Here is a 20,807-nt window from a genome sequence, read left to right on the forward strand (position 1 = left end):
AAACGAAGGCTGCAAGGTTTTGTCTATATAAGGAGGCATTTTTGTATGGAACTTGTTGTTTATTTGGCTGGGGAAATCCACTCTGACTGGCGCGAAGAGATAAAACGCTTGGCAAGTGAAAAACAATTGCCTATCGTTTTTAAAGGCCCGATGGAAAATCACGGAAAAAGCGATGCGATCGGCGAAGACATTCTCGGCAAACAACCAAACGCTGTATTACGGGACGAAGCTGCCTCAAGCATTAATAATTTCCGTACGCGGATTTGGCTTCAGCGTGCAGACGCGGTCATTGCTCTTTTCGGCGAAGATTACAGACAATGGAATACAGCCATGGATGCCGCCACTGCCATTGAAGCGGGAAAACCGTTAATTTTGATTCGCCCTGAAAAGCTTCATCACGCTTTAAAAGAGCTGTCTAACAAAGCACAAGTAGTTGTCGAAACGCCGGCGCAAGCGATTGCCGCCCTATCTTATGTATTTGAAGAAGAGTAAAAAAGAAAACGCGAGCATTTGTTTACAGTCTGAATAGCCAGCCCCCGTGGATGGAGGGGGCTGGCTTCCTTAATGAAGTTTGTCTGTTGCGAGCCTATACTGTCCATAACAAGCACGAACCACTTCAGAAAACATCGTTTTCCGGGTAAGCAGACCGTTTGTTAAATAGCCGACGGCGCCTTGGCTAACATCAACATGAGGGACGGCTTGTTTTAGCGCCTTGCTTAGTTCGAGCCCATCGTAAAGGAGGGCGGCTATGTCAGTCGGCAAAGGCAAGCGCAAACCCGCTGCCGTATATAATTGTCCAGAACGGGTGGCAAGCGCGCCCCAGTTGCACAAGTAAAGCGTCCCTTGCCATTCTGAGACACCCCCCTCCAAACCAAAACCAAAGTCAGCTTCTGTAGCGTCAAGCGCTCCACGAGCCCGGTTTACAGCGCCCTCTTTCGTCTCATCATCCGAAAATGGCTGTGCCGCCACTTGAGACAAGGCAGCAACAGAGACAACTTCAATATGTTCCTGGATCAAAACGTCTTGGACGGCATGGACTTTGGCGCGGTTTTTCGAGCCGACTGCTGCTTTTTTATTCCTCATCACGCTATTCAAACGAAATCAAACTTTCATAAGTCGTTTTGTCAGTAGCAAGGACAAGCTTCGTCAACAATTCTTTTGCAGCGGCATAATCGTCAACATGAAGAATCGATCCCGATGTGTGGATATAACGTGCGCATACGCCAATGACTGCTGTAGGCACGCCGTTGCCAGAAGTGTGAATCCGGCCTCCATCCGTTCCCCCTGCCGCCACAAAGTACTGATAAGGAATGTTATGGCTTTCTGCTGTATCAAGAACAAAATCACGCATGCCTTTATGTGTAATCATCGTCCTATCAAAGATGCGCAGCAATGCGCCTTTGCCAAGATGGCCAAAAGCGTCCTTCCCTCCAGTAGCGTCATTTGCAGGGCTGGCATCTAGGACATAGCTGACATCAGGCTGAATCATATTGCTTGCTGTTTGCGCTCCCCGCGTACCGACTTCCTCTTGCACAGTTGCGCCTGAATAAACAGTGTTCGGCAAAGCTTTCCCTTTTATAGCTTCAAGCAATTCGATTGACAAGCCGACTCCGTACCGATTATCCCATGCTTTCGCCAAAATTTTCTTTTCGTTCGCCATTGGTGTAAACGGGCATTCTGGCACAATCGGCTGACCAGGCTTTATACCTAACGCAAAGCAATCTTCTTTATCATCAGCGCCGACATCGATATACATTTCCGTGATCGGCATTGGCTTCTTGCGTTGTGAGTCCTTCAACAAATGCGGCGGTGTAGAGCCAACTACTCCGATAATTGGGCCTTGATCGGTTACAATTTTTACGCGTTGCGCTAGCAGGACTTGTGACCACCAGCCGCCAAGTGTTTGGAATTTGATTAAGCCATTGTCGGTAATGGATGTCACCATAAAGCCGACTTCGTCCATATGTCCACACACCATCACCTTAGGCCCTGACGCATCGCCTCGCAACACGCCAAACACACTGCCTAGTTTGTCTTGGACAATTTCATCTGTATGTTTTTGCAATTCGCTTTTTAGAAAGCGGCGTACTTCATGTTCAAACCCAGACGGTCCTGGAAGCTCCGTCAATGTTTGAAAAAGCGCTTTTGTTTTCTCGTTCATAAAAACCTCCTCCATCTGCTAAAAAAGGCATAAAATACAAGACCCCGGTAGCGGGATCTCTTATGTATTGCTGCATTTAACGGTTATCGGTAGCAACAAAAACGGCACATTCATTGTAGCTGATTTTGGTGGGTCGTGCCAGTTTCCACCATTCCCGATAGTCAATTTCACGCTCGTTCGTTATACTGGGTATAAAAGGTCTTGTACAACGAAAGGGTGTTAAAGATGAAACGATTGTCACTAGGCTTAGGTGTGGGCGTATTAATTGGTGTATTGGCAAGCAAAGCATGGAAACAAGAACAGCTTACTCCTGAAGCCGTGCTGAAACGTGTAAAAGCGATTGTCCAGCAAGAATATATGATTAGCGGTTCTTGGATTCATATGCAGCCTGAATCCATTACTCGCTTTGGCCTCCCATATGAAGCATACCGTGGAGGCATAACCAGTTCAACAACCGACGGGCCTGTCCAGTATGAATTTTTGGCTGATGTCAAAACAGGTGTTTTGCTTGATTTACAAGAGATTTAAAAAGAAGCCCAAAACCTAATTGGGCTTCTTTTTTATGGTCGGAATGTTGCTTCGAGCCGATAAATCGGCATACCTTTTGCCGAAAACTTCTCTTCGTATTCCGTCATCACATTCTCTTCCATCCCACTTTGATGAAGGTTTAAACTAACATTTTTAAAAGCCATCCCAAAAGTCGACATACTGTGCAAAGAGTATTCAAACAACCCTTGGTTATCGGTTTTAAAGTGGATTTCTCCATCTTGCTTTAACAACTGCTTATAAATTGTTAAAAACCTTTCATTCGTAAGGCGCCGTTTGGCATGCTTCTTTTTAGGCCATGGATCGGTAAAATTAATGAAAAAGCGATCCACTTCGTTTTCAGCAAAAACTTCCAGCAACTGAGCAACGTCTTTATGAAGCAACTTGACGTTCGGCAATTTTTCCGCTTCCACCCGTTCCATAGCTGTCAACAAGACGCTCTCATAGCGTTCGACGCCAATGAAATTAATGGACGGAAACTGTTTCGCCATACCCGTCAAAAACTTTCCTTTCCCTGTTCCCACTTCCACATATAATGGTTGGGCTGTACAAAAGCAGTTGTTCCAATTCCCTTTGTGCTGCTCCGGCTGTTGAATGACCAAATTCGGCCGCTTTGCCAATTCTTCACTAGCCCATGGTTTATGACGTAAACGCAAACTTCATCCCTCTTTCTCTCTTTCATCACTGCTATTGACTGTTAAATGGTATAAAAACCGCTATTGCGCAAAACATAAGGGCAGGAGGTGCCCTCATGCCAATTTCCATTCAACATAAATTAGGTTTGTTGCAAGACTTGCTGCAAAACCATGTCAGCGAAAAGTTCCTGACGACAAATGAATCTGAACAGTTGAAACAAATTTTGACGGCGCTTGCCCAAGATCCTGCTCTCGATCCAGCGCTGGCAAGCACCATTGACGAAATATCGAGCGCTTCCCATACAGAGACAATGGATAGTGAAGCCGTCCAGCAATGGCTGCACACAATGTCATCCCTTACATAATGAGGGATGGCACACAAATAGATAGCTCATCTATGAAGATGAGCTACCAGACTTTCGATCAGTCTGAGTGATCATTTTTGGAAGCGACATACATCAGCGCTTTTTTGAGTTCCTCGACTTGGCTGAATTGGCCCCTGCTATGGTTCCATAAAATTTCTGAGATCGTATGGGCGACCACATACCAATGCATTCTCATTTTAAGGGAATGATCCAATTCAGCACCATATTGAGCCAGCCAAGTAGCCCAATGCTCCTCTGGAATGTACGTGTACAGCATCAAACCGAGATCAAGTGCGGGGTCGGCCACAGATGCACCGTCCCAATCAATTAGATAAAGGTTGTCCTGTTCGTCTCGCATCCAATTGTTATGATTAATATCGCCGTGGCAAACAGCATACTCGGCATCGCCAAGTTGATCTTTTGTTCGCTCTAAGTAGTCCATACAAGCGAGGACGAGCTCATCCTCAATTCTGTATAGTTGGATTTGGACATACATGTTTTCAACCATATGCCGTGGATCTAACGGCTCATTGCCCATCCGCTTAAACAAATCAAGCAATTCATTCGAACGATGAATATTCGAAAGCATGGCTGCGGTACTGGCATTCATCATTTCCTTTGCCTTCAGTTCCCGCCCTTGAATCCACCGCTGTGCAGTAATCACGTCGCCGCTTTCCAACCTTTTGGTCCAGAGGAGTTTTGGCACAATCCCCTCGGCAGAAAGAACCGCAAGAAAAGGTGATGAATTTCGTTTTATGAATAATTGGTAGTCACCGTGTTTGGCTACATAGGCTTCGCCTGTTGCGCCACCAGCGGGCATGACATCCCATCCTTCTCCTAAAAACAATTCCACCCGGTTCACCCTCAATTTCCTTTTCTTTTCTTCCGCTTCCTTGCTGCATACTCGTTTTTTAGTATAACGCATGTTGTACTGGGAAAGCATTCATTAAAAGAAGCAGAGCGCAATGGACAGGCTCTGCCGTTACAATTTTGACAAATGCACTCGTTGACAGCGGCTGGCTTAATAGACACGTTGACCAATAGATGAATCAATGGTACCAAAGATGGAGATAAATCGTCAATGACATTCTTTTAAGCGGCAAAACCAGGCCAGTTCCTTGGAGTACTACGTTTTCAAGCAAATGACATGCCTCCTCTTTATCCAGCAAATGACGCAAGCGCTCCTTGAAGCGATTGACAAATTCTTTGCGATTCTGATTCAATAAATAAGTCAGCCTTTCCTTCTACTTTGCGCTTTTAAAAAACAAAGTAGACAGGAGGGGATGTGTAAGCTCAAAATTGGAGGAACAACAAAATGGCTATTGAACAACAACGAGCGCGTTTGCTCGTTTCCTGCCAAGACCGTCCAGGCGTGGTCGCCAACATATCATCTTTTCTATACAACCATGAGGCGAATATTGTCCAATCTGACCAATATTCGACTGACCCTGAGGGCGGCATGTTTTTCATGAGAATTGAATTTGCATGGCAGGAAGAAAAAACAGCGTTTTCCGAAATCAAACAAGCTTTTTCTGTCCTTGCAGACGCTGAACATTACCAATGGCGGATGGAGCAAGCTTCGCGAAAAAAGCGGATGGCGATTTTCGTCTCAAAAGAAAATCATTGCTTGTCAGAGCTGTTATGGAAGTGGCGAGCTGGCGAACTTTATGCGGAAATCCCACTTGTCATTAGCAATCATCCTGACAATAAAGAAGAAGTGGAAGCTTACGGCATTCCCTTTTTCCATATACCGTCTACAAAGGCTAATCGCCGAGAAGCAGAGGACAAAGCGATTGAACTTCTCCATGAACACAATATTGAACTTATCGTTCTTGCCCGTTACATGCAAATTTTATCGCCAACATTTGTTAGCACGTTCCCTCAACAAATCATTAACATCCATCATTCGTTTTTGCCTGCCTTTATCGGCGCCAACCCTTATGCAAAAGCATTTGAACGAGGCGTAAAACTGATTGGCGCTACCGCCCATTACGTTACAGACGATTTGGATGAGGGTCCGATTATTGAACAAGATGTGTTACGAGTGAACCACCGCCATACAACCGCCGACTTGCGAATCGCTGGCCGTCAAATCGAGCGGATTGCATTGGCCCGAGCTGTAAACTGGCATTTAAATGACCAATTGATTGTTTATAACAATAAAACAATTGTCTTTTAACGTTTATAAAAGCAGAGTGGCCATCATGCCAGCTCTGCTTTTACTGCTCATACATCATTTTTCTCGTCATACCACCATCAATAACAATCGTTTCGCCATTTATAAACCGATTGCGCTCATCCGCTAAAAACAGGCACGCGTTCGCAATGTCTTCAGGCGTTCCCACTCTTTTTGAAGGATGCTGCTCATGGTCGATCTCCCTTAAGGCGTCATTCGTTGTATGAATCCATCCAGGAGCAATGGCATTAACGGCAATGTTTTTTTCTGCAAGAGATAATGCCAATGCATGGGTCAACGCCTCAACCCCTCCTTTAGAGGCTGCATAAGCTTCAGAATTCGGCTCTGACATGCGCGCCCGTGTCGAGGAAATATTAATAATGCTAGCAGGCTTCCCTGTAGGTTGCATATGTAAAGCTGCTTCTTTTGAGGCAAGAAAAACGCTGCGCAAGTTCGTATTTAAGACATTGTCCCATTCTTCCACACTTAGTTCGAATAATGGCGTAAATGTTGAAACTCTTGCGTTGTTGATTAATATGTCCACAGGTCCAGACTGGGAGGCAATGGTGGCAAAAGCAGCCTTGATATCGCGCTCTTCTTTGACATCCGTTTGAATGAACACAATGTTCTTCGCATTTTCACTCCATTTTTGAAAAAGTGCCTCTTCCTTATCAAGGATAAAAACGAGCGCCCCTTTTTGCGCAAATGCAAGAGCAATCGCTTTCCCTATGCCGCTAGCTCCACCAGTAACGACAACTCGCTTTTCTTCCATTCGCCTGCCTCCTTTCAACTTTGACAAAAAGCACGTACATTTTTTGTACATGCCTGTTAGGATTGGTCTAATATAATCAACTCATGGTTAATGGCCGCGAATTCCTCTTCAGACATCGGCGCTTCTAATACAATAATTTGCGCACCTTGAATCGGCTCTGGCAGCGAATCCGCTCCGTGCTGGCGCACGCACAGCTTTATGCTTTCGTTTAAATTCTGTTTTGCTTCGGCAACCGTATCGCCAAAGCCAATGCACTCTTCGCGGTTTAACAATTCAATCATAAACTCATGCCCACCAAGCCAATTAAATACTTTACGGACCCTTAAATGGAATTGGCTTACATCTGGCGTTTGAAAGCTGTCCTGAACCATCCAATACCTCCTTCATTTTTGAACAGCTCTAGGCAAAAGAAAGCAACCTTTTCAGTTAACTGGAAAGATTGCCCAAACGTTCTAAAAAACAACGGCTTTTTCATTATAACGGGTTCATCATCGAACTTCAATGTCTATATTGAACCTGTCATCATGGACGCTGTGAGAGTGCAATGCTTAATGGGTCGTAATAATTGGTGCTTATAATGAGATACAAATAGGCCACCTGCGCGGATTAGGGGCATTTCCAAGCACGGACAGTGCTCATTATGAAGCAATAAAAAAGCACCTCTATTGTCAGTTGCATAGCGAACAATAAAGGTGCTGGGAAGACAGGTTTTTTGTCAACTTTCATAGGAGCATAGGGCGTTTTCTACCCTAGCTCCTTTTCATTCTTAAAGGATAAGCAAATGTGGATTTTCGACATATTTAACAACCGCATCTAAAAATTGTGCCGCTAACACACCGTCAACAATTTGATGATCAAACGTCAAGCTGAATGGCATTTTTTGAACAGGCTCCACTTGTCCGTCTTCTGAAAGAGCGAGTTCCTGTTGCAAAGAGCCAACGCCTAAAATGCCCGTTTCTGCTGGGTTTAAAATCGGCGTGAAGTATTCGATGCCGCTCGCGCCTAGATTCGTGATTGTAAAAGTCGAGCCAGACAACTCATCTGGATTGCTTTGGCCGCTTCTAGCATTTGCAGCGATTTTCTCAATCTTCGTTGCGAGTTGGCCGATCGATAAATGGTCGGCGTTGCGAATAACAGGGACGACAAGTCCATCGTCCAGCGACGTTGCAATTCCTAAATGGACATTTTCAAATTCTTTAAGCTGTCCATTCTCATAGCGGCTGTTCATGGCACCAACTTGCTGGAGAGCCAGTATCGTCGCCCGGGCAATAAGAACCGTCACGCTCAATTTCAACTGTAGCTGGTGAGACTCTGATTCTGTCTTCAATAAACGACGAAAGGCAAGCAGTGCATTTGCATGGGCCTTACGATGCAATGTAAGCTGGGCAGTATTGTGCAAGCTGGCGCGCATATTACGGGCGATCGTTTTGCGGATCGGAGACAGGCCTTCCCCTATGTCGTCTGAGTGCGCCACTTGCGCGTTTTCATTTGCTGCTTGTTTGACTGCTTGGGTTGAGATTTGGTTTGATGCTTCTCGCAAAATATCACGCTTTGTAATGCGCCCGTTGCCACCTGTACCTTCAACTTCTTCGATGTTTACGTTATGTTCTTTTGCAAGCTTCCGTGCCAATGGCGTAATAAAAATACGTTCTTCGCCTTTCTTTTGCCCTTGTTTGGCAGGGGTTTTGCTTGCCGTGTCTGTTTCTGACGTGGATGATTGTGGCGCAGTGGAAGGAGTTGCAGCCGTTTCTGGTATTTCTTCTCCTTCTTGGCCAATATGCGCCAACACTTCACCGACTTTCATGACGGCATCTACATCACCGTATTTAGCTAATAATATACCGTCTTCTTGTGCTTCTAGCTCTTGTGTTAATTTTTCAGAGCTAATTTCCACAATGGCCTCGCCTTTTGTAACTGGCTCACCAACCTCTTTACACCAATTGACAATCGTCCCTTCAGACATGGTCATTCCTAACTTCGGCATTACGATTGTACCCATCCGTCATTCACCTCCTCCAAAATCCATATTTATTGTTTTAAATCGGCAATAATTTCATCTGCCACGCGTAATACTTTAGCAGCATCAGGAATATACGCCTGCTCCAAATTTGTCGCAAATGGAACAGGTGTATGCGGTGCACAGACCGTTTTAATCGGTCCATCTAAGTAATCAAATGCTTTATCCGCAACAACTGATGCGATGTCAGTCGCCGTGTTGTTATGAGGGTTGGATTCATCTATCACAATTAAACGCCCAGTTTTCTTAACCGAATCCATGACCGTCTCCTCATCCCAAGGCGCAACAGTCCGTAAGTCAATCACTTCTACTGAAATGTCGTCTTTTGCAAGCATTTGAGCCGTTTCCTCTGCTACTTGCACCATTTTCCCAATCGCTACGATCGTCATGTCCTTTCCTTCGCGAATGACGTTGGCCTTGCCTATTTCAACCGTATAATAATCCTCTGGTACGTGGCCCTTCATTCCATAAAGCAACTTATCCTCAGAAAACACAACGAGATTGTCTTCTTCAACCGCAGCCAACATCAGGCCTTTGGCATCATAAGGATTAGAAGGTACAACAACTTTTACGCCAGGAATCGCTCCAAACATGCCGTATAACGTTTGCGAATGCTGGGCAGCCGCGCCTGCGCCTGCACCGTGAACGGTTCGGACAGTAAGCGGCATTCTCGCTTTTCCGCCAAACATATAACGCATTTTCGCCCCTTGGTTTAAAATCGGGTCTAACGCAAAGCCGATAAAATCATTGAACATAAGCTCCGCAATCGGACGAAGCCCTGTCGCGGCTGCTCCTACCGCTGCACCAAAATAACCGTGTTCTGCAATCGGTGTATCAATAACCCGTTCCCTGCCAAACTCTGTAACAAGGCCTTTTGATAATCCGAAAACCCCTCCAAATGCGTCATCATACCGGCCATCATCCTGTACTAAATGATCGACTTCCGCTCCGCCAGCAACGTCGGTACCAATTAATATGACGTTGTCGTCTTTCCGCATTGCTTGCGCCATCGCCTCATTAATGGCTGTCATAAATGTAACGATCCGTTCTGTCATTTTTGTTCCTCCCCTTCTTAAGCAAAAATATCTGTATATAACGATTCCACATCAGGAAGTGGACTTTTTTGAGCAAATTCGCTCGCTTTCTTAATCGTTTCCGCTGCCTCTTTTTCAATCTCATCCGCTTGTTTGTTCGTCATCCAGCCTTTTTCAACAGCGACCTTTCGAAATTCAGGAATGGGATCACGATCACGGTTTTGATCCGCTTCAGATTTATATTTTTGCTCGTCTCCTTCAAAATGCCCGTAATGCCGATAGGTGTCGCACTCAATTAACGTTGGGCCTTCACCTGCTTTTGCTCTCCGAATCGCTTCTTTTGTCGCGTTATAAACATCCTCTACTTTCATGCCATCTACCCGGACTCCAGGCATATTGTAAGCGGCTGCCCGTTCTGCGACCGTTTCAGAAGCACTGGCATAACGGAACGGCGTTCCCTCGCCAAATTGATTGTTCTCACAAACAAAGATAACCGGCAATTTCAAAATCGACGCTAAGTTAAGTCCTTCGTGAAATAAACCTTCGTTAGATGCTCCATCTCCAAAAAAACAAACAGCAACATGATTCTGCCGAAGTGTTTTAATCGTTAGAGCCGCACCCGCTGCAAGTCCAAAACCACCGCCGACAATGCCATTGGCGCCAAGCATTCCTTTTTCAACATCCGCCACGTGCATAGAGCCGCCCTTGCCGCCGCCAAGTCCCTCTTTTTTTCCCATAATCTCGGCCATCATCCGGTTAATATCACAGCCTTTCGCAATTGCATGGCCGTGGCCGCGGTGCGTACTTGTGATATAATCCTCTTCATCCAATAGAACCGAAACACCTGTCGCCACAGCTTCTTCACCGGCGTACAAATGAACAAAACCTGGAATGATTCCTTCCCCAAACTTCCGGTGTACTTCTTCCTCAAACAAACGGATTTCATTCATTTTTTTGTAAATCCATAAGGCTTCTTTTTTCTTCATTTTTACTCCTCCTTCTAATGAAGTTTCTTACTGGTGAATGGCTCGTTTACTAAACGCCTGTGCACTTTCGCCAATGACTTCAGCAATGGTTGGGTGTGCATGAATCAGTTGCTGTAATTCTGAAATCGTCCCCTCTGATACTCGGGTGGCCAGCAACTCTCCTATTAGCTCAGTTGCATGTTTCCCAACAATCACTGCACCGAGCAGTTCACCGTATTTTTTCTCTGTAATCAGCTTTACAAAGCCAGATGTGTCCCCTTCTGCGAGCGCTTTCCCATTCGCGGCATTTGCTGAAAATGAGACTTTGACGTCGTAACCTCGTTCTTTCGCTTCTTTTTCACTCAAACCGAAGGAAGCGATTTCAGGATCGGTATAAACACAGCGGGGGATGCCAAGTTCGTCAATTGGCTGCTGCTTTATCCCTGCCATATGTTCGACGGCCGCAATGCCTTCCGCACTCGCTGCATGAGCCAATTCATATTTGCCAATCACATCACCAATCGCATAAATGCCCTTTTTACTCGTTTCATAATATGGATTTACTTCGATGAAACGATTGTTTGCGTCTTTTTGTAAATGCAGGGCATCCGCTAATTTCGTATTAGGACGCCTTCCCGCCGCCACTAGCAACCGTTCAAATGGGAAAGCAGCATTTGCCGTTCGGACAAGCCCTTGTCCCACATTTTCAATGACGACATTTGTCTCGATTTCCACGCCTCGCTGCTGCAACTGCTTTTTCACAACCGCCCGTGCCTGTTCATCTTCTGTTTGCAAAATATCCGACGCCACTTCTAAAATCGTCACTTTTGTGCCAAACGGAGAGACGGCGAATGCGAGCTCAACTGCAATCACACCCCCTCCAATGATGACGAGCGATTTTGGCAGCGATGTTTGCTGAAAAAACGTATCCGTCGTCATATAATCAATCGTTTCTAGTTGCGCAATCGGCGGAATAAACGGTTTTCCCCCTGTTGCCAGTAATAGATGTTCACTTTGAATGATGTGACCATCACAAACGAGCTGTTGCGATCCATCTATCGTTGCCTCTCCTTGGAAAAACGTAATGCGATTTTTCTTTAGCAATTGGGCAATGCCTGCCGATAATGATTGAATAATGGTGTTTTGTCGCCGAAACAGTTTAGAATCATCTACTTGGACTACAGATGTTTCAATCCCCCATTCTTGTGCTTGTCGAATGTCCTCAAGGCGTCCCCCGTGCTGCAGCATAATCTTGGAAGGAATACATCCGCTATGCAAACAAGTTCCTCCAGGTTTGCCCCGGTCAATGAGTGCTACAGTCATGCCTAGCTGAGCGGCTCGAATGGCCGCTACATAACCTCCGGGACCCGCACCGACAACGGTTAAATCAAATGATTTCAATCCCTTCTCCCTCCTCTTAGTTGATATTCAATCGATTGACAAGCCACACTCCTTTCCGCCCTAAAAGCAAGCGCTTACTTTTTCATCAATTAATCTTGCAATTTCCATGCCAACTATTTTGCTTATGTGGAGCCCGTGTTTACCGCATCTTCGCGGTTGCTGTCGAATATTGATATGTATCATCTGAAACAGGTTGTGTATCCATTGTCTCAGGAAACAAAAAAAGCGTAGACAAAGTGTTTAACTGTCACTTTGTCTACGCTTATACTTAGTGGCGTTCAAGGCGATATTTTTTTAGTCTTCTGTAGATGGTAGCGCGGGATATATTTAAAGAAGCTGCTGCCTTTGTTACATTGCCTTCCTGCTGTTCAAGGGCACGCAACAGTTTTTGTTTTTCATATTCATCACTTTGTGTTTGTGAATAGAAGCTGTCCGGTAAATGATGGGGATGGATAACATCGCCGTCCATCACAAACATCGCTTGCTGAAGTACATTTTTCAATTCTCTTATGTTTCCCGGCCAATGATAACGTTCGAGGATGGTTAACGTTTCTCTCGTTAAACTAATCATCTGTTTTCCAAATTCCTGACAAAGAGCAGGCAAGAAAGATTGAATGAGCACAGGTATATCTTCACTCCGCTCCCTTAATGGTGGAAGTTCCATTTGCAGGACACATAAACGATAATACAAATCTTCACGAAAGGTACCTTTTTGCACCGCTTCCTTTAAATCTTTATTCGTAGCAGATATGACTCGTACATCAACAGGTATCGGGATGCTGCCACCAATCCGCGTCACGACCCGTTCTTCTAAAATACGCAGCAAATGGACTTGTAAATCTAACGGCATATCGCCAATTTCATCTAAAAAGATGGTGCCGCCATTTGCTTGTTCAAATTTTCCTGCACTCCCCTTTGCTTTACTGCCAGTAAAAGCCCCTGCTTCATAACCAGAAAGCTCACTTTCAAGCAAGCTCGGTGGGACCGCTCCGCAATTAATCGCTACAAATGGTTTGCCGCCACGGTTACTCGCCTGGTGGATCGCTTGCGCCAACACTTCCTTTCCTGTCCCCGTTTCGCCCGATATCAATATAGTAGATTGCAAGCTCGCAGCTTTTTCCGCTTGCTTTAATAGGGACTGAAAGGTTGGGGACACACCGACCATATTGGAAAAACTGTAACGCGTTGTCGCTTTTCTAGGGGACGGCTTCTTTTTGTTCACTACTCTCTGATCTTGCTGAAGAAAAATGACAACGCCATAAATATGGTCTTGAAAACGGACAGGGTAAATGGAAACTTGATAGCGTTTATTTGTTGATCCGTCTTGAATTTGTTCATTTACGATTTGCTGGCCATTTGTCCGAACGTTAGCCACTAATGCTTTTAATTCAGGAAAGCTGGCTATGGACGTCTCGTTTTGAAACCGTTCGCTTCGATTCGCTCCCTCATTTCGAGTGAGAATTTGATCGCTTAAATCTACGGACAACACGATGTGATCCATCTTTTCCAGTGCTGTGTGTAAAAATAGGTGATGCCGTAAAGCATATTCAAAAAAATGGCGTTCAAGCGATAGAGCCATATTTTTCGCTTCAGCCAGTGCATAACCAATTGAATGACGATGAACATCACTTGCATTACCTGCGAGATTCACAATGCCTAGTAATTCTTTCGTAAAAGGAGCTAAAACAGGAAACGCAACACAGTACCAATCATGTACATTTTCACAAAAATGCTCAGAAAACAAGACTTGAGACGATTGCTTCGTTCTCAGAACCATCCCCACTGCATTTGTGCCTGCAGACTTCTCGGTCCAAGTGCCCCCTGCAAAAATATAACGCTTCTCTGCTCTTTTTAAAACGTTTTTTTCCCCTACAGATTTCAGAATCGTCCCATCTTTATCAGCAATAGATAGGACCGTCTTCGAATCATCAAATAAATCGAGGAGCTGCTGAATGCGAGGGGATGCGTAAGACAACAACTGCTTATTATGTTTTAATCGAATCGCAAGCGTCTGATCGTTTATGATTTCGTTTATTTGGCTTTGAAACGGATTAACCCCTAAATCTTTAGATGTTTCCCATGAATGAGCAATCTCACTTCTCAATTCACTTTGCAAGATCTCCTCATTCCTTAAATAGCGACTCCAAGCAGCTTTAACAGAACCGTTATACCAATCGGAATTCAAAATTGCTCTGCTCATTTGTTGATTCACTGTTGTAGCCTCCTTTAATGGAAAAAATCATGTCCAGAACGTCAACTGGAGATACGGTTATCTAAAACGATCATACTAAATAGTCATACAAAGAAGGAAGCGTTTTCTTAAATTTTCTTTTCATCTACTCATCATCATTTGTTGGTTATCGTTATTTTTACTAGGCTCCCCTTTCAATATAAAAGAATCATCATCGAATATCTGCTAGTATACAAAGGTTAGTTACCACCCGATTGTCAATAAAACGGTACCTCCAACCGGGACGGCAATCGAAACGATAATCGCACAAACGATCATTGAAATGGAAGAAATGGCCCCTTCTGCTTCAGAATGCTCAAGCGCTTTTGCCGTTCCTATTGCATGGGCGCCAGCTCCAAAAGCTACGCCTTTGCCAATAAAGTGTGAAATATGAGTCCATTTAAACAACGTGCCTGAAACAATCGCGCCTGTTAGCCCTGCGATTGTCACTAAAATTGCTGCTAGTGTTATATTTCCATTTAAAAGCGCCATTATATCCATCGCCACTGGGGCAGTGACGGACTTCGTCAACAACGGCTGAAGAAACGCCATTTTTAATCCAACTAATGCGCCAAGCATAAAGCCACTCGCGACGCCAAACAGCGCACCAGTTGTAATGCTAATGATCAGAGGGCGAAAATATTTCTTTATGAGCGGCAACTGCCTGTACAAAGGAATGGCTAATGCAACTACAGCCGGTCCAAGGAAGGACGATATCCAGCTCACTGCCTCCTGATAATGTTGATACGTAATGCCGCTTAGCAATAAAAATAAAACCGATATAGCTGTTGTCACAAGCAAAGGCAAAAACAACAGCGTTTTTTTCCGTTTATAGAGAGCAACTGCAGCCAAAAAGACGATAAGCGTAGCCCCGCTAGCGGCCAAGGTGGTGGTCAGATTGTTCAGCACGGGCTGATTCCCCCTTTTCCTCTTTCGTTGCTAATAATTGACCAACATAACCAGTTACAACCATGACTGCACAAGTACTTACGATTGTCACACCAACCAACAACAAGCCCTGCATTGAAAACAAAGCAGGCTCAGCGACAACCCCGACAGTCGTCGGCACAAAGAAAAGCGGTAAAAATGCAAGCAAAGCCAACGCACCGTCTTCTAGCCACTTGCTTTTCACTACGCCAGTCACAAGGAGCACAAACAAGAGCATCATGCCTACTAGGCTTCCTGATAGTGGTAGATGGAGAACAGCAGCAAGCCAACCGCCAATGTGATTAAAGATGAATAGCCCAATAATTTGCAAAACAAAACGCAGCCACTTCACTGCTCTTCCCTACCTAAAAACGGAAACGAACAGACTTCTTCATATTTCGGAGTTTGTCCAGTAACGGTTTTGTACAAACACAAGCGCTCCACTTTTTCTGAGTAATGAAAACGAGATGGCGGCTGTACATAGGGCTTTCTATGAACCCATTTACGGGCGATCGTAACATGGGGAGAAAATGGACGGCTGTCGACTGGATAACCAAGTTGCGCCAATAATGATACAACTTGGGCGTGTTGTTGCACTAGGTTATCTTCTATTGGGTCAGGTTTCATGTAAAAAATTCTCGGACTGTCTTCCTTGCCGAATGTCCCGTATTCGCCAAACTGCAACACAAACGGCGTGAACGTTGCAGTCAATCGGGCAAGCTCTTTTTCCGTTTCTGCCCACTTTTTTGCTTGTAAGGAACCAAAAAAATGATAGGTTAAATGATAATCAGCCGGATGGACCCACTTTTTAAATCGCTCTTCTTGCACAAAACGGCGAGTATGTGAACAAATGGCCGATTGAATATCGTCAGAAAGGGGCAAAGCTAAAAAATAGTGTAGTTCGTTCATGTTGTCCTCCTAAGCGTTCAATAAGCTGGCTTGCCTTATTTATGTTAAACTAAATAAATGGAACTTTAAAGAGGTGATTACTGATGCGAGTAGTAGACAATATCGCTGACTTAATTGGACAGACGCCTTTGGTCCGTTTAAACAAGCTGCCTGATAGTGAAGGCGCATCTGTCTATTTAAAATTAGAAATGAATAACCCGAGCGGCAGCGTGAAAGACCGTGCTGCCTTTTCCATGATTATTCAAGCAGAAAAGGATGGCCATTTGCAACCTGGTTCCACCATTATTGAGCCAACGAGTGGAAATACTGGGATTGGCTTGGCTATGAATGCTGCGGCCCGGGGCTATCGCGCTATTCTCGTCATGCCTGATACAATGAGCCAAGAACGGATTAATTTACTAAAGGCGTATGGCGCTGAAGTCGTGCTAACGGAAGGCGATAAAAAAATGCCTGGGGCCATCGAAAAAGCCAAGGAGCTTGCCGAAAGCATTCCTGGCTCTTTCATGCCAATGCAATTTGAAAATGAAGCAAACCCTGATGCCCACCGCCGTACCACTGCCTTAGAAATTAAACAAGACTTAGATGCAATTGGCGCCACACTTTCAGGGTTTGTCGCAGCCTCTGGTACGGGCGGCACGATCACCGGCACAGGAGAAGTGCTTAAAACCTATTACCCTGATGCCCTTATTCATGTGGTGGAGCCAGCTGGATCACCTGTTTTGTCAGGTGGCAAGCCTGGCCCGCATAAGCTTGTCGGCACAAGCCCTGGATTTGTACCGCCTATCCTAAATACAGCTATCTATGACCAGATTAGGCGGATCGAAGATGAAGATGCATACAAGACAGCAAAAGACTTGGCACGGCTTGAAGGCATTCTTGTCGGCCCTTCTTCTGGAGCGGCTTGCTTTGCGGCACTGGAAATGGCCAAGACGCTTGACAAAGGCGATCACGTCGTTGCCATCGCCTGTGATACAGGCGAGCGCTATTTATCGACCGACCTGTATCAATCCGAATAGAGGTTCTTATCAACTAGAGTGTTCCCACTTTCCGGAGTTTAATCAGTTACGTACACTTCACTCATGTTGTTGCACCTGCTTAGGATAACTAAAAAGACTGCCCATAAGGTCATGTAATGGACCTTATGGGACAGCCCCTCTTCGTGAATCGCGTTTTTCACAGATTAGCTCAGACTTGTTTTTGAATGACAGGTATCCAAATTTCACTTCGAAACGTTGGCGAGGTTAACTCTTTGCTTTCATTCCATAGCATCTCTGGCCCTCTTGCCAACTCATAGCTGGAAGAAGGAAACCATTCCGAATAAATACGGCCCCAGACGTTCTGCAACGTATCTGGAAAAGGGCCGACCGCTTCGAATACAGCCCACGTATTTTTTGAAACCTCCAACTTCGTTAAGTGCTTAGGACACTCCTTGCTGGTTGCCACACCGATATAGTGATCAAGCAATCCCTTCTCCTCCATCCGCTCCTCCGAAAAATTCACCGAGGCTTGAACCAGTCCTTGCGGTTCGATATTCGAAAGGGCTTTGAGCTGCGCGATATCTTTTGATGTTAAACGGCTCCACATCGACTCGATTTCCGAATTGACGCCGTGAAATTGGATAGGTACCCTTTTCGTGATACCGACGATTCGGAATGCTTCCTTCTCTACGATACGATAATGCATGACGCTTCCTCCCTGAACGGTTAATTGGAAAGTCATACGTGGATAAGCCTTTAATAAATGACCATTGGACTTTGCCAGTGAGGGTGACATCCCATGCAATGCTTGAAAGGCTCTAGAAAAGGCGTCCGCTGAGCTGTAGCCATACTTGATCGCCACATCCATCACTCTTGAATCGCTAGTCTGAAGCTCGAATGCAGCTAGTGTCAGACGTCTACGGCGAATGTATTCAGATAACGGAATCCCAGCAAGAAATGAAAACATTCTCGAAAAATGGTAATCTGAACAACAAGCTTGCCTAGCGGCCTCCTTCAAATTCAGATCCTCAGTAAGATGATCTTCAATGTATTGCAAAGCCCTGTTCAAATTCGCTAGCCAATCCACATGAACAACCTCCCTTCAGGTAAGAATAGCAGGATTCTGAAGCGCCCTTCCGACTTCTATTGCACCATTTTGTAGGGTGGTCCAAAAAACTTGCTGTTATATATGGTCTTTTTCTGCCGAATCCTAAAAAAAGCAAACTCTATAAGAGGTCCTTTAAAGCTTCTCCCTGTAAATTTCAAGCTTTTGCTCAATCATGGACATATTTTTCATTAGCTGCTTGACCTGATTCGCGACACGCTCCTTCTGCCGGTTCAAAAGCTTAACACGTTCCGGAATGGTTTTGTCTCCTTGAAGGGTTAATTGGGAAAATCCCTTCATTTCTTCAATGGTCATCCCCGTATCCCGCAAACAGCATGCGAACGTCAGCCATTCCATGGCTTCCTCATCAAAGACTCGTGCACCGAATTCATCTCGTTTAATAGGAGGGAGAATCCCCTCTTTTTCATAATAACGCAAAGTATGAATGGACAATCCCGTTTCTTCTGCTACCTGGCCGATTGAATACTTTATAAGAACCTCCTCCTTAGCCGAGAACTTGGTTTTTCACGTACGCCTTGAATTCCTCGTCACTCAATTGTGCCCGCTTCTTCAATATGATTTCAGCATCTTTGCCTGCAGGATATCTTAATTGATCGCTTTCGTCCATCGCAGCTTTATAAATCGTTTCGGCAACCGCTTCCGGTGGGGCCTGAAGATGGGCATTATTTTGAACGAATTTTTCAAATTGGTTATTAAACAAATCAGTAAAACGATTATAGTCTGACAATGCCTCATGATTCAAACATACAGCTGCACTGTACCATGGAGTATTCACAATACCTGGCTCGATCAATTTAACACGGATATTCTGGGAAGCCAGCTCATAGGACAACGATTCGGAGAATCCCTCCACGGCAAATTTAGTTGCATGATATAAAGAGGTCAGAGGGAACGTGATTCTTCCGCCTTGAGAAGAAATATTTATAATCACTCCATTCTGGTTTGCCCTGAAATGCGGCAGCACCGCTTGTGTTACGCGCATAAGCCCGAAAACATTAACGTCAAACTGGTTATGAATCTGTTGTTCGGTAGCAGCCTCAAATACCCCCACAGCTCCATAGCCGGCATTGTTCATTAGTACATTCACTTGCCCAAAACGCTCTATGGCTTCATTTACCGCTCGATCGATTGTTTCAGGCTGTTGAACGTCCATACGGGTGATAAAAACATTGTTATAATTGATGAGCTCTGTTTCTTTTTCCGGGGAGCGCATCGTTGCTGCGACGTTCCACCCCCGCTCCGCAAAATACTTGGCCGTTGCTTTTCCGATCCCTGTAGATGTCCCTGTAATCAAGATTGTTTTCATCATGTAATCCTCCCTTTCCTTTGGATGTTTTTAGTATAGTGCCTAGAGTTTACTCTATAGCAAGACATAAAATGTGAGAGGATAACATCCAGAATGGGAAAGCTTTTCTCGGGCTCCATCACGCTTGCAATGAATGGTTATGCGTAGCTTGTTACCCCAAACGGTAAGGAGGGGACAGACATGTGTGATTTGTAGTAAGACAAAGCGGGCGGTTCATATATTGAATGGCTTCGCAAAACTAAAACCAGTTATTTTTAGAGACATGTAAGTAACGTATGCAGTGAGAGCTCCCTACTTCTTATTTTGCTCGTCTATGTTTACGAGCATGTCAGGCGCAGTTTTTTCGTAGTGTGCCAACCGTTCGGCAAGTGTGCCCGTATGGACTTCCAACAAATGGCCATCAGGATCGCGGAAATAAATGGATTTCCCTTCAGTTTCCACTTGCCGTTTCCTTCCAGGGAGAATATCGGCTCCGGCTTCCAGCAAACGAGTATAAAAAGCGTCTAACTGCGACTCCTCAATCGAGAAAGCAATATGAGTATACGACTGCCTGATCTCCTTTCTATCAATGTCTGGTTGCAAATTAAGCGCAAGCCAAGTGCCGCCAATGGTAAAATAGGCTGTTTTTTCTCCTAAGACAAGAGGCGCTTCCATGAAGACATGTTTATAAAAAGAAACCGCTTTATCCATATTGCTTACTGAAAACGTCATATGGTTAATTCCGTTTACCATAAAATTTCCCCTTTTCACTTTGTAAATGTTCGGGTTTTACACTTTTTTCATTGTCTTTACAGTGTAAATGCCCAAGAATTTACATGATTTCTTCTTTGCGCTTTCGCTTGTTTTCGTGTACACTAGAAGTATCCCAAATTGCACCTCCATTTGCAAACGGGAAGATGCACGAAAACATAGGACCATCGCCTCACCTGACGCCCCTATGCGACGAATCTCGGTTCTGCCAGATGCGCTTATGCATAGGATAGCTATAAGGTATAGGAGACGAAGACGAAGAAGGAGTGGTTTTTTGCAAACTTCAACTGATCGTATGCTGACTCGAATTAAGTCCATCTACTTGTACATCAAACAGAAGGGAACTGTCACGACGAATGAATTAGTTGAAGAGTTCGGCATCACACAGCGCACTGTGCAGCGAGATTTAAATGTATTGGAGTACAATAATTTAGTCACAAGTTCTGCCAGGGGTAAATGGAAAGCAACTAGTAAAAAAACAAAAGTGTCCTAATATGAGGGAAAAAGCCT

General features: G+C 44.8%; 24 protein-coding genes. 6 read left to right on the forward strand and 18 right to left on the reverse strand.

The window, feature by feature from the left end; all coding sequences use genetic code 11:
- Positions 1-45: 45 nt before the first annotated feature.
- On the forward strand, positions 46-492 hold the full coding sequence (locus V5G21_RS02685) for a YtoQ family protein (RefSeq protein WP_011247616.1): 447 nt from the start codon (positions 46-48) through the stop codon (positions 490-492).
- A gap of 69 nt (positions 493-561) precedes the next feature.
- On the opposite strand, the gene V5G21_RS02690 is transcribed toward V5G21_RS02685, so the two are convergent.
- Together V5G21_RS02690 and V5G21_RS02695 are read right to left on the reverse strand one after the other, a co-directional pair.
- Complete coding sequence (locus tag V5G21_RS02690; RefSeq protein ID WP_063609060.1) at positions 562-1,083, reverse strand: DUF84 family protein; 522 nt, start codon at positions 1,081-1,083, stop codon at positions 562-564.
- A gap of 4 nt (positions 1,084-1,087) precedes the next feature.
- Positions 1,088-2,161, reverse strand: a complete 1,074-nt coding sequence (locus V5G21_RS02695; protein ID WP_063609032.1) for a M42 family metallopeptidase — start codon at positions 2,159-2,161, stop codon at positions 1,088-1,090.
- A gap of 225 nt (positions 2,162-2,386) precedes the next feature.
- Here V5G21_RS02695 and V5G21_RS02700 point away from each other — a divergent pair, with 225 nt between their 5' ends.
- Positions 2,387-2,689, forward strand: coding sequence for a hypothetical protein (locus V5G21_RS02700; protein WP_011247619.1), 303 nt, complete (start codon positions 2,387-2,389; stop codon positions 2,687-2,689).
- A gap of 32 nt (positions 2,690-2,721) precedes the next feature.
- On the opposite strand, the gene trmB is transcribed toward V5G21_RS02700, so the two are convergent.
- Positions 2,722-3,363 carry a tRNA (guanosine(46)-N7)-methyltransferase TrmB gene (trmB, locus tag V5G21_RS02705; protein ID WP_011247620.1) on the reverse strand — a complete coding sequence of 214 codons (642 nt, stop codon included), beginning with the start codon at positions 3,361-3,363 and terminating at the stop codon, positions 2,722-2,724.
- Between the two features lie 95 nt (positions 3,364-3,458).
- Here trmB and V5G21_RS02710 point away from each other — a divergent pair, with 95 nt between their 5' ends.
- Entirely contained in the window at positions 3,459-3,707 is a 249-nt protein-coding gene (locus V5G21_RS02710; protein WP_095316322.1) for a YtzH-like family protein, read from the forward strand.
- Between the two features lie 58 nt (positions 3,708-3,765).
- On the opposite strand, the gene V5G21_RS02715 is transcribed toward V5G21_RS02710, so the two are convergent.
- A complete protein-coding gene (locus tag V5G21_RS02715; RefSeq protein WP_011247622.1) occupies positions 3,766-4,560 on the reverse strand; it encodes a phosphotransferase family protein in 795 nt (264 codons plus the stop codon).
- Between the two features lie 462 nt (positions 4,561-5,022).
- On the opposite strand from V5G21_RS02715, the gene purU reads away from it, so the two are divergent.
- Positions 5,023-5,886, forward strand: a complete 864-nt coding sequence (gene purU, locus V5G21_RS02720) for a formyltetrahydrofolate deformylase (RefSeq protein WP_011247623.1) — start codon at positions 5,023-5,025, stop codon at positions 5,884-5,886.
- A gap of 40 nt (positions 5,887-5,926) precedes the next feature.
- Here the strand turns inward: purU and V5G21_RS02725 are convergent, their stop codons facing one another.
- The 10 genes from V5G21_RS02725 to thpR all read right to left on the reverse strand — a co-directional run bounded on the left by V5G21_RS02725 (position 5,927) and on the right by thpR (position 16,138).
- Positions 5,927-6,655: an SDR family NAD(P)-dependent oxidoreductase gene (locus V5G21_RS02725; protein ID WP_095316320.1), complete on the reverse strand. Its 729-nt coding sequence runs from the start codon at positions 6,653-6,655 to the stop codon at positions 5,927-5,929.
- 56 nt (positions 6,656-6,711) lie between these two features.
- On the reverse strand, positions 6,712-7,026 hold the full coding sequence (locus tag V5G21_RS02730) for a hypothetical protein (RefSeq protein ID WP_063609030.1): 315 nt from the start codon (positions 7,024-7,026) through the stop codon (positions 6,712-6,714).
- A 395-nt stretch (positions 7,027-7,421) separates the two neighbouring features.
- Positions 7,422-8,654 (reverse strand): dihydrolipoamide acetyltransferase family protein, encoded by a 1,233-nt coding sequence (locus V5G21_RS02735; protein WP_095316318.1) that lies wholly within the window; start codon positions 8,652-8,654, stop codon positions 7,422-7,424.
- Between the two features lie 29 nt (positions 8,655-8,683).
- Complete coding sequence (locus V5G21_RS02740) at positions 8,684-9,727, reverse strand: alpha-ketoacid dehydrogenase subunit beta (protein WP_011247627.1); 1,044 nt, start codon at positions 9,725-9,727, stop codon at positions 8,684-8,686.
- Positions 9,728-9,744: 17 nt separating this feature from the next.
- Positions 9,745-10,692 (reverse strand): thiamine pyrophosphate-dependent dehydrogenase E1 component subunit alpha, encoded by a 948-nt coding sequence (locus V5G21_RS02745; protein WP_338465200.1) that lies wholly within the window; start codon positions 10,690-10,692, stop codon positions 9,745-9,747.
- 27 nt (positions 10,693-10,719) lie between these two features.
- The gene (lpdA, locus tag V5G21_RS02750; RefSeq protein WP_338465201.1) at positions 10,720-12,072 is read right to left on the reverse strand and encodes a dihydrolipoyl dehydrogenase; all 1,353 of its coding nucleotides are present in this window, start codon (positions 12,070-12,072) and stop codon (positions 10,720-10,722) included.
- A gap of 268 nt (positions 12,073-12,340) precedes the next feature.
- Positions 12,341-14,284, reverse strand: coding sequence for a sigma-54-dependent Fis family transcriptional regulator (locus V5G21_RS02755; protein WP_212929751.1), 1,944 nt, complete (start codon positions 14,282-14,284; stop codon positions 12,341-12,343).
- Positions 14,285-14,506: 222 nt separating this feature from the next.
- A complete protein-coding gene (locus tag V5G21_RS02760) occupies positions 14,507-15,211 on the reverse strand; it encodes an LrgB family protein (protein ID WP_011247631.1) in 705 nt (234 codons plus the stop codon).
- Complete coding sequence (locus V5G21_RS02765; RefSeq protein ID WP_011247632.1) at positions 15,177-15,581, reverse strand: CidA/LrgA family holin-like protein; 405 nt, start codon at positions 15,579-15,581, stop codon at positions 15,177-15,179. Before V5G21_RS02765 ends, V5G21_RS02760 begins: the two co-directional genes overlap by 35 nt.
- Positions 15,578-16,138 (reverse strand): RNA 2',3'-cyclic phosphodiesterase, encoded by a 561-nt coding sequence (gene thpR / locus V5G21_RS02770; protein ID WP_095255168.1) that lies wholly within the window; start codon positions 16,136-16,138, stop codon positions 15,578-15,580. The genes V5G21_RS02765 and thpR overlap by 4 nt, the downstream gene beginning before the upstream one ends.
- An 83-nt stretch (positions 16,139-16,221) precedes the next feature.
- Between thpR and cysK the strand changes: the two genes are divergently transcribed.
- The gene (gene cysK / locus V5G21_RS02775) at positions 16,222-17,154 is read left to right on the forward strand and encodes a cysteine synthase A (protein WP_095255169.1); all 933 of its coding nucleotides are present in this window, start codon (positions 16,222-16,224) and stop codon (positions 17,152-17,154) included.
- A 169-nt stretch (positions 17,155-17,323) separates the two neighbouring features.
- On the opposite strand, the gene V5G21_RS02780 is transcribed toward cysK, so the two are convergent.
- From V5G21_RS02780 to fosB, 4 genes are all read right to left on the reverse strand, one after another.
- Positions 17,324-18,202, reverse strand: a complete 879-nt coding sequence (locus V5G21_RS02780) for an AraC family transcriptional regulator (protein ID WP_095317226.1) — start codon at positions 18,200-18,202, stop codon at positions 17,324-17,326.
- Between the two features lie 153 nt (positions 18,203-18,355).
- The gene (locus V5G21_RS02785; protein WP_244835517.1) at positions 18,356-18,673 is read right to left on the reverse strand and encodes a MerR family transcriptional regulator; all 318 of its coding nucleotides are present in this window, start codon (positions 18,671-18,673) and stop codon (positions 18,356-18,358) included.
- A 52-nt stretch (positions 18,674-18,725) separates the two neighbouring features.
- Positions 18,726-19,550: an SDR family oxidoreductase gene (locus V5G21_RS02790; RefSeq protein ID WP_179291628.1), complete on the reverse strand. Its 825-nt coding sequence runs from the start codon at positions 19,548-19,550 to the stop codon at positions 18,726-18,728.
- Positions 19,551-19,838: 288 nt separating this feature from the next.
- Positions 19,839-20,279, reverse strand: coding sequence for a metallothiol transferase FosB (gene fosB / locus V5G21_RS02795; RefSeq protein ID WP_011247638.1), 441 nt, complete (start codon positions 20,277-20,279; stop codon positions 19,839-19,841).
- Positions 20,280-20,571: 292 nt separating this feature from the next.
- Between fosB and V5G21_RS02800 the strand changes: the two genes are divergently transcribed.
- Positions 20,572-20,790 (forward strand): DeoR family transcriptional regulator, encoded by a 219-nt coding sequence (locus tag V5G21_RS02800; RefSeq protein WP_011247639.1) that lies wholly within the window; start codon positions 20,572-20,574, stop codon positions 20,788-20,790.
- The last annotated feature ends 17 nt before the right edge of the window (positions 20,791-20,807 follow it).

Origin of the sequence: Shouchella rhizosphaerae (assembly GCF_036700015.1) — a bacterium.
GTDB classification, from domain to species: Bacteria; Bacillota; Bacilli; order Bacillales; family Bacillaceae_D; genus Shouchella; species Shouchella rhizosphaerae.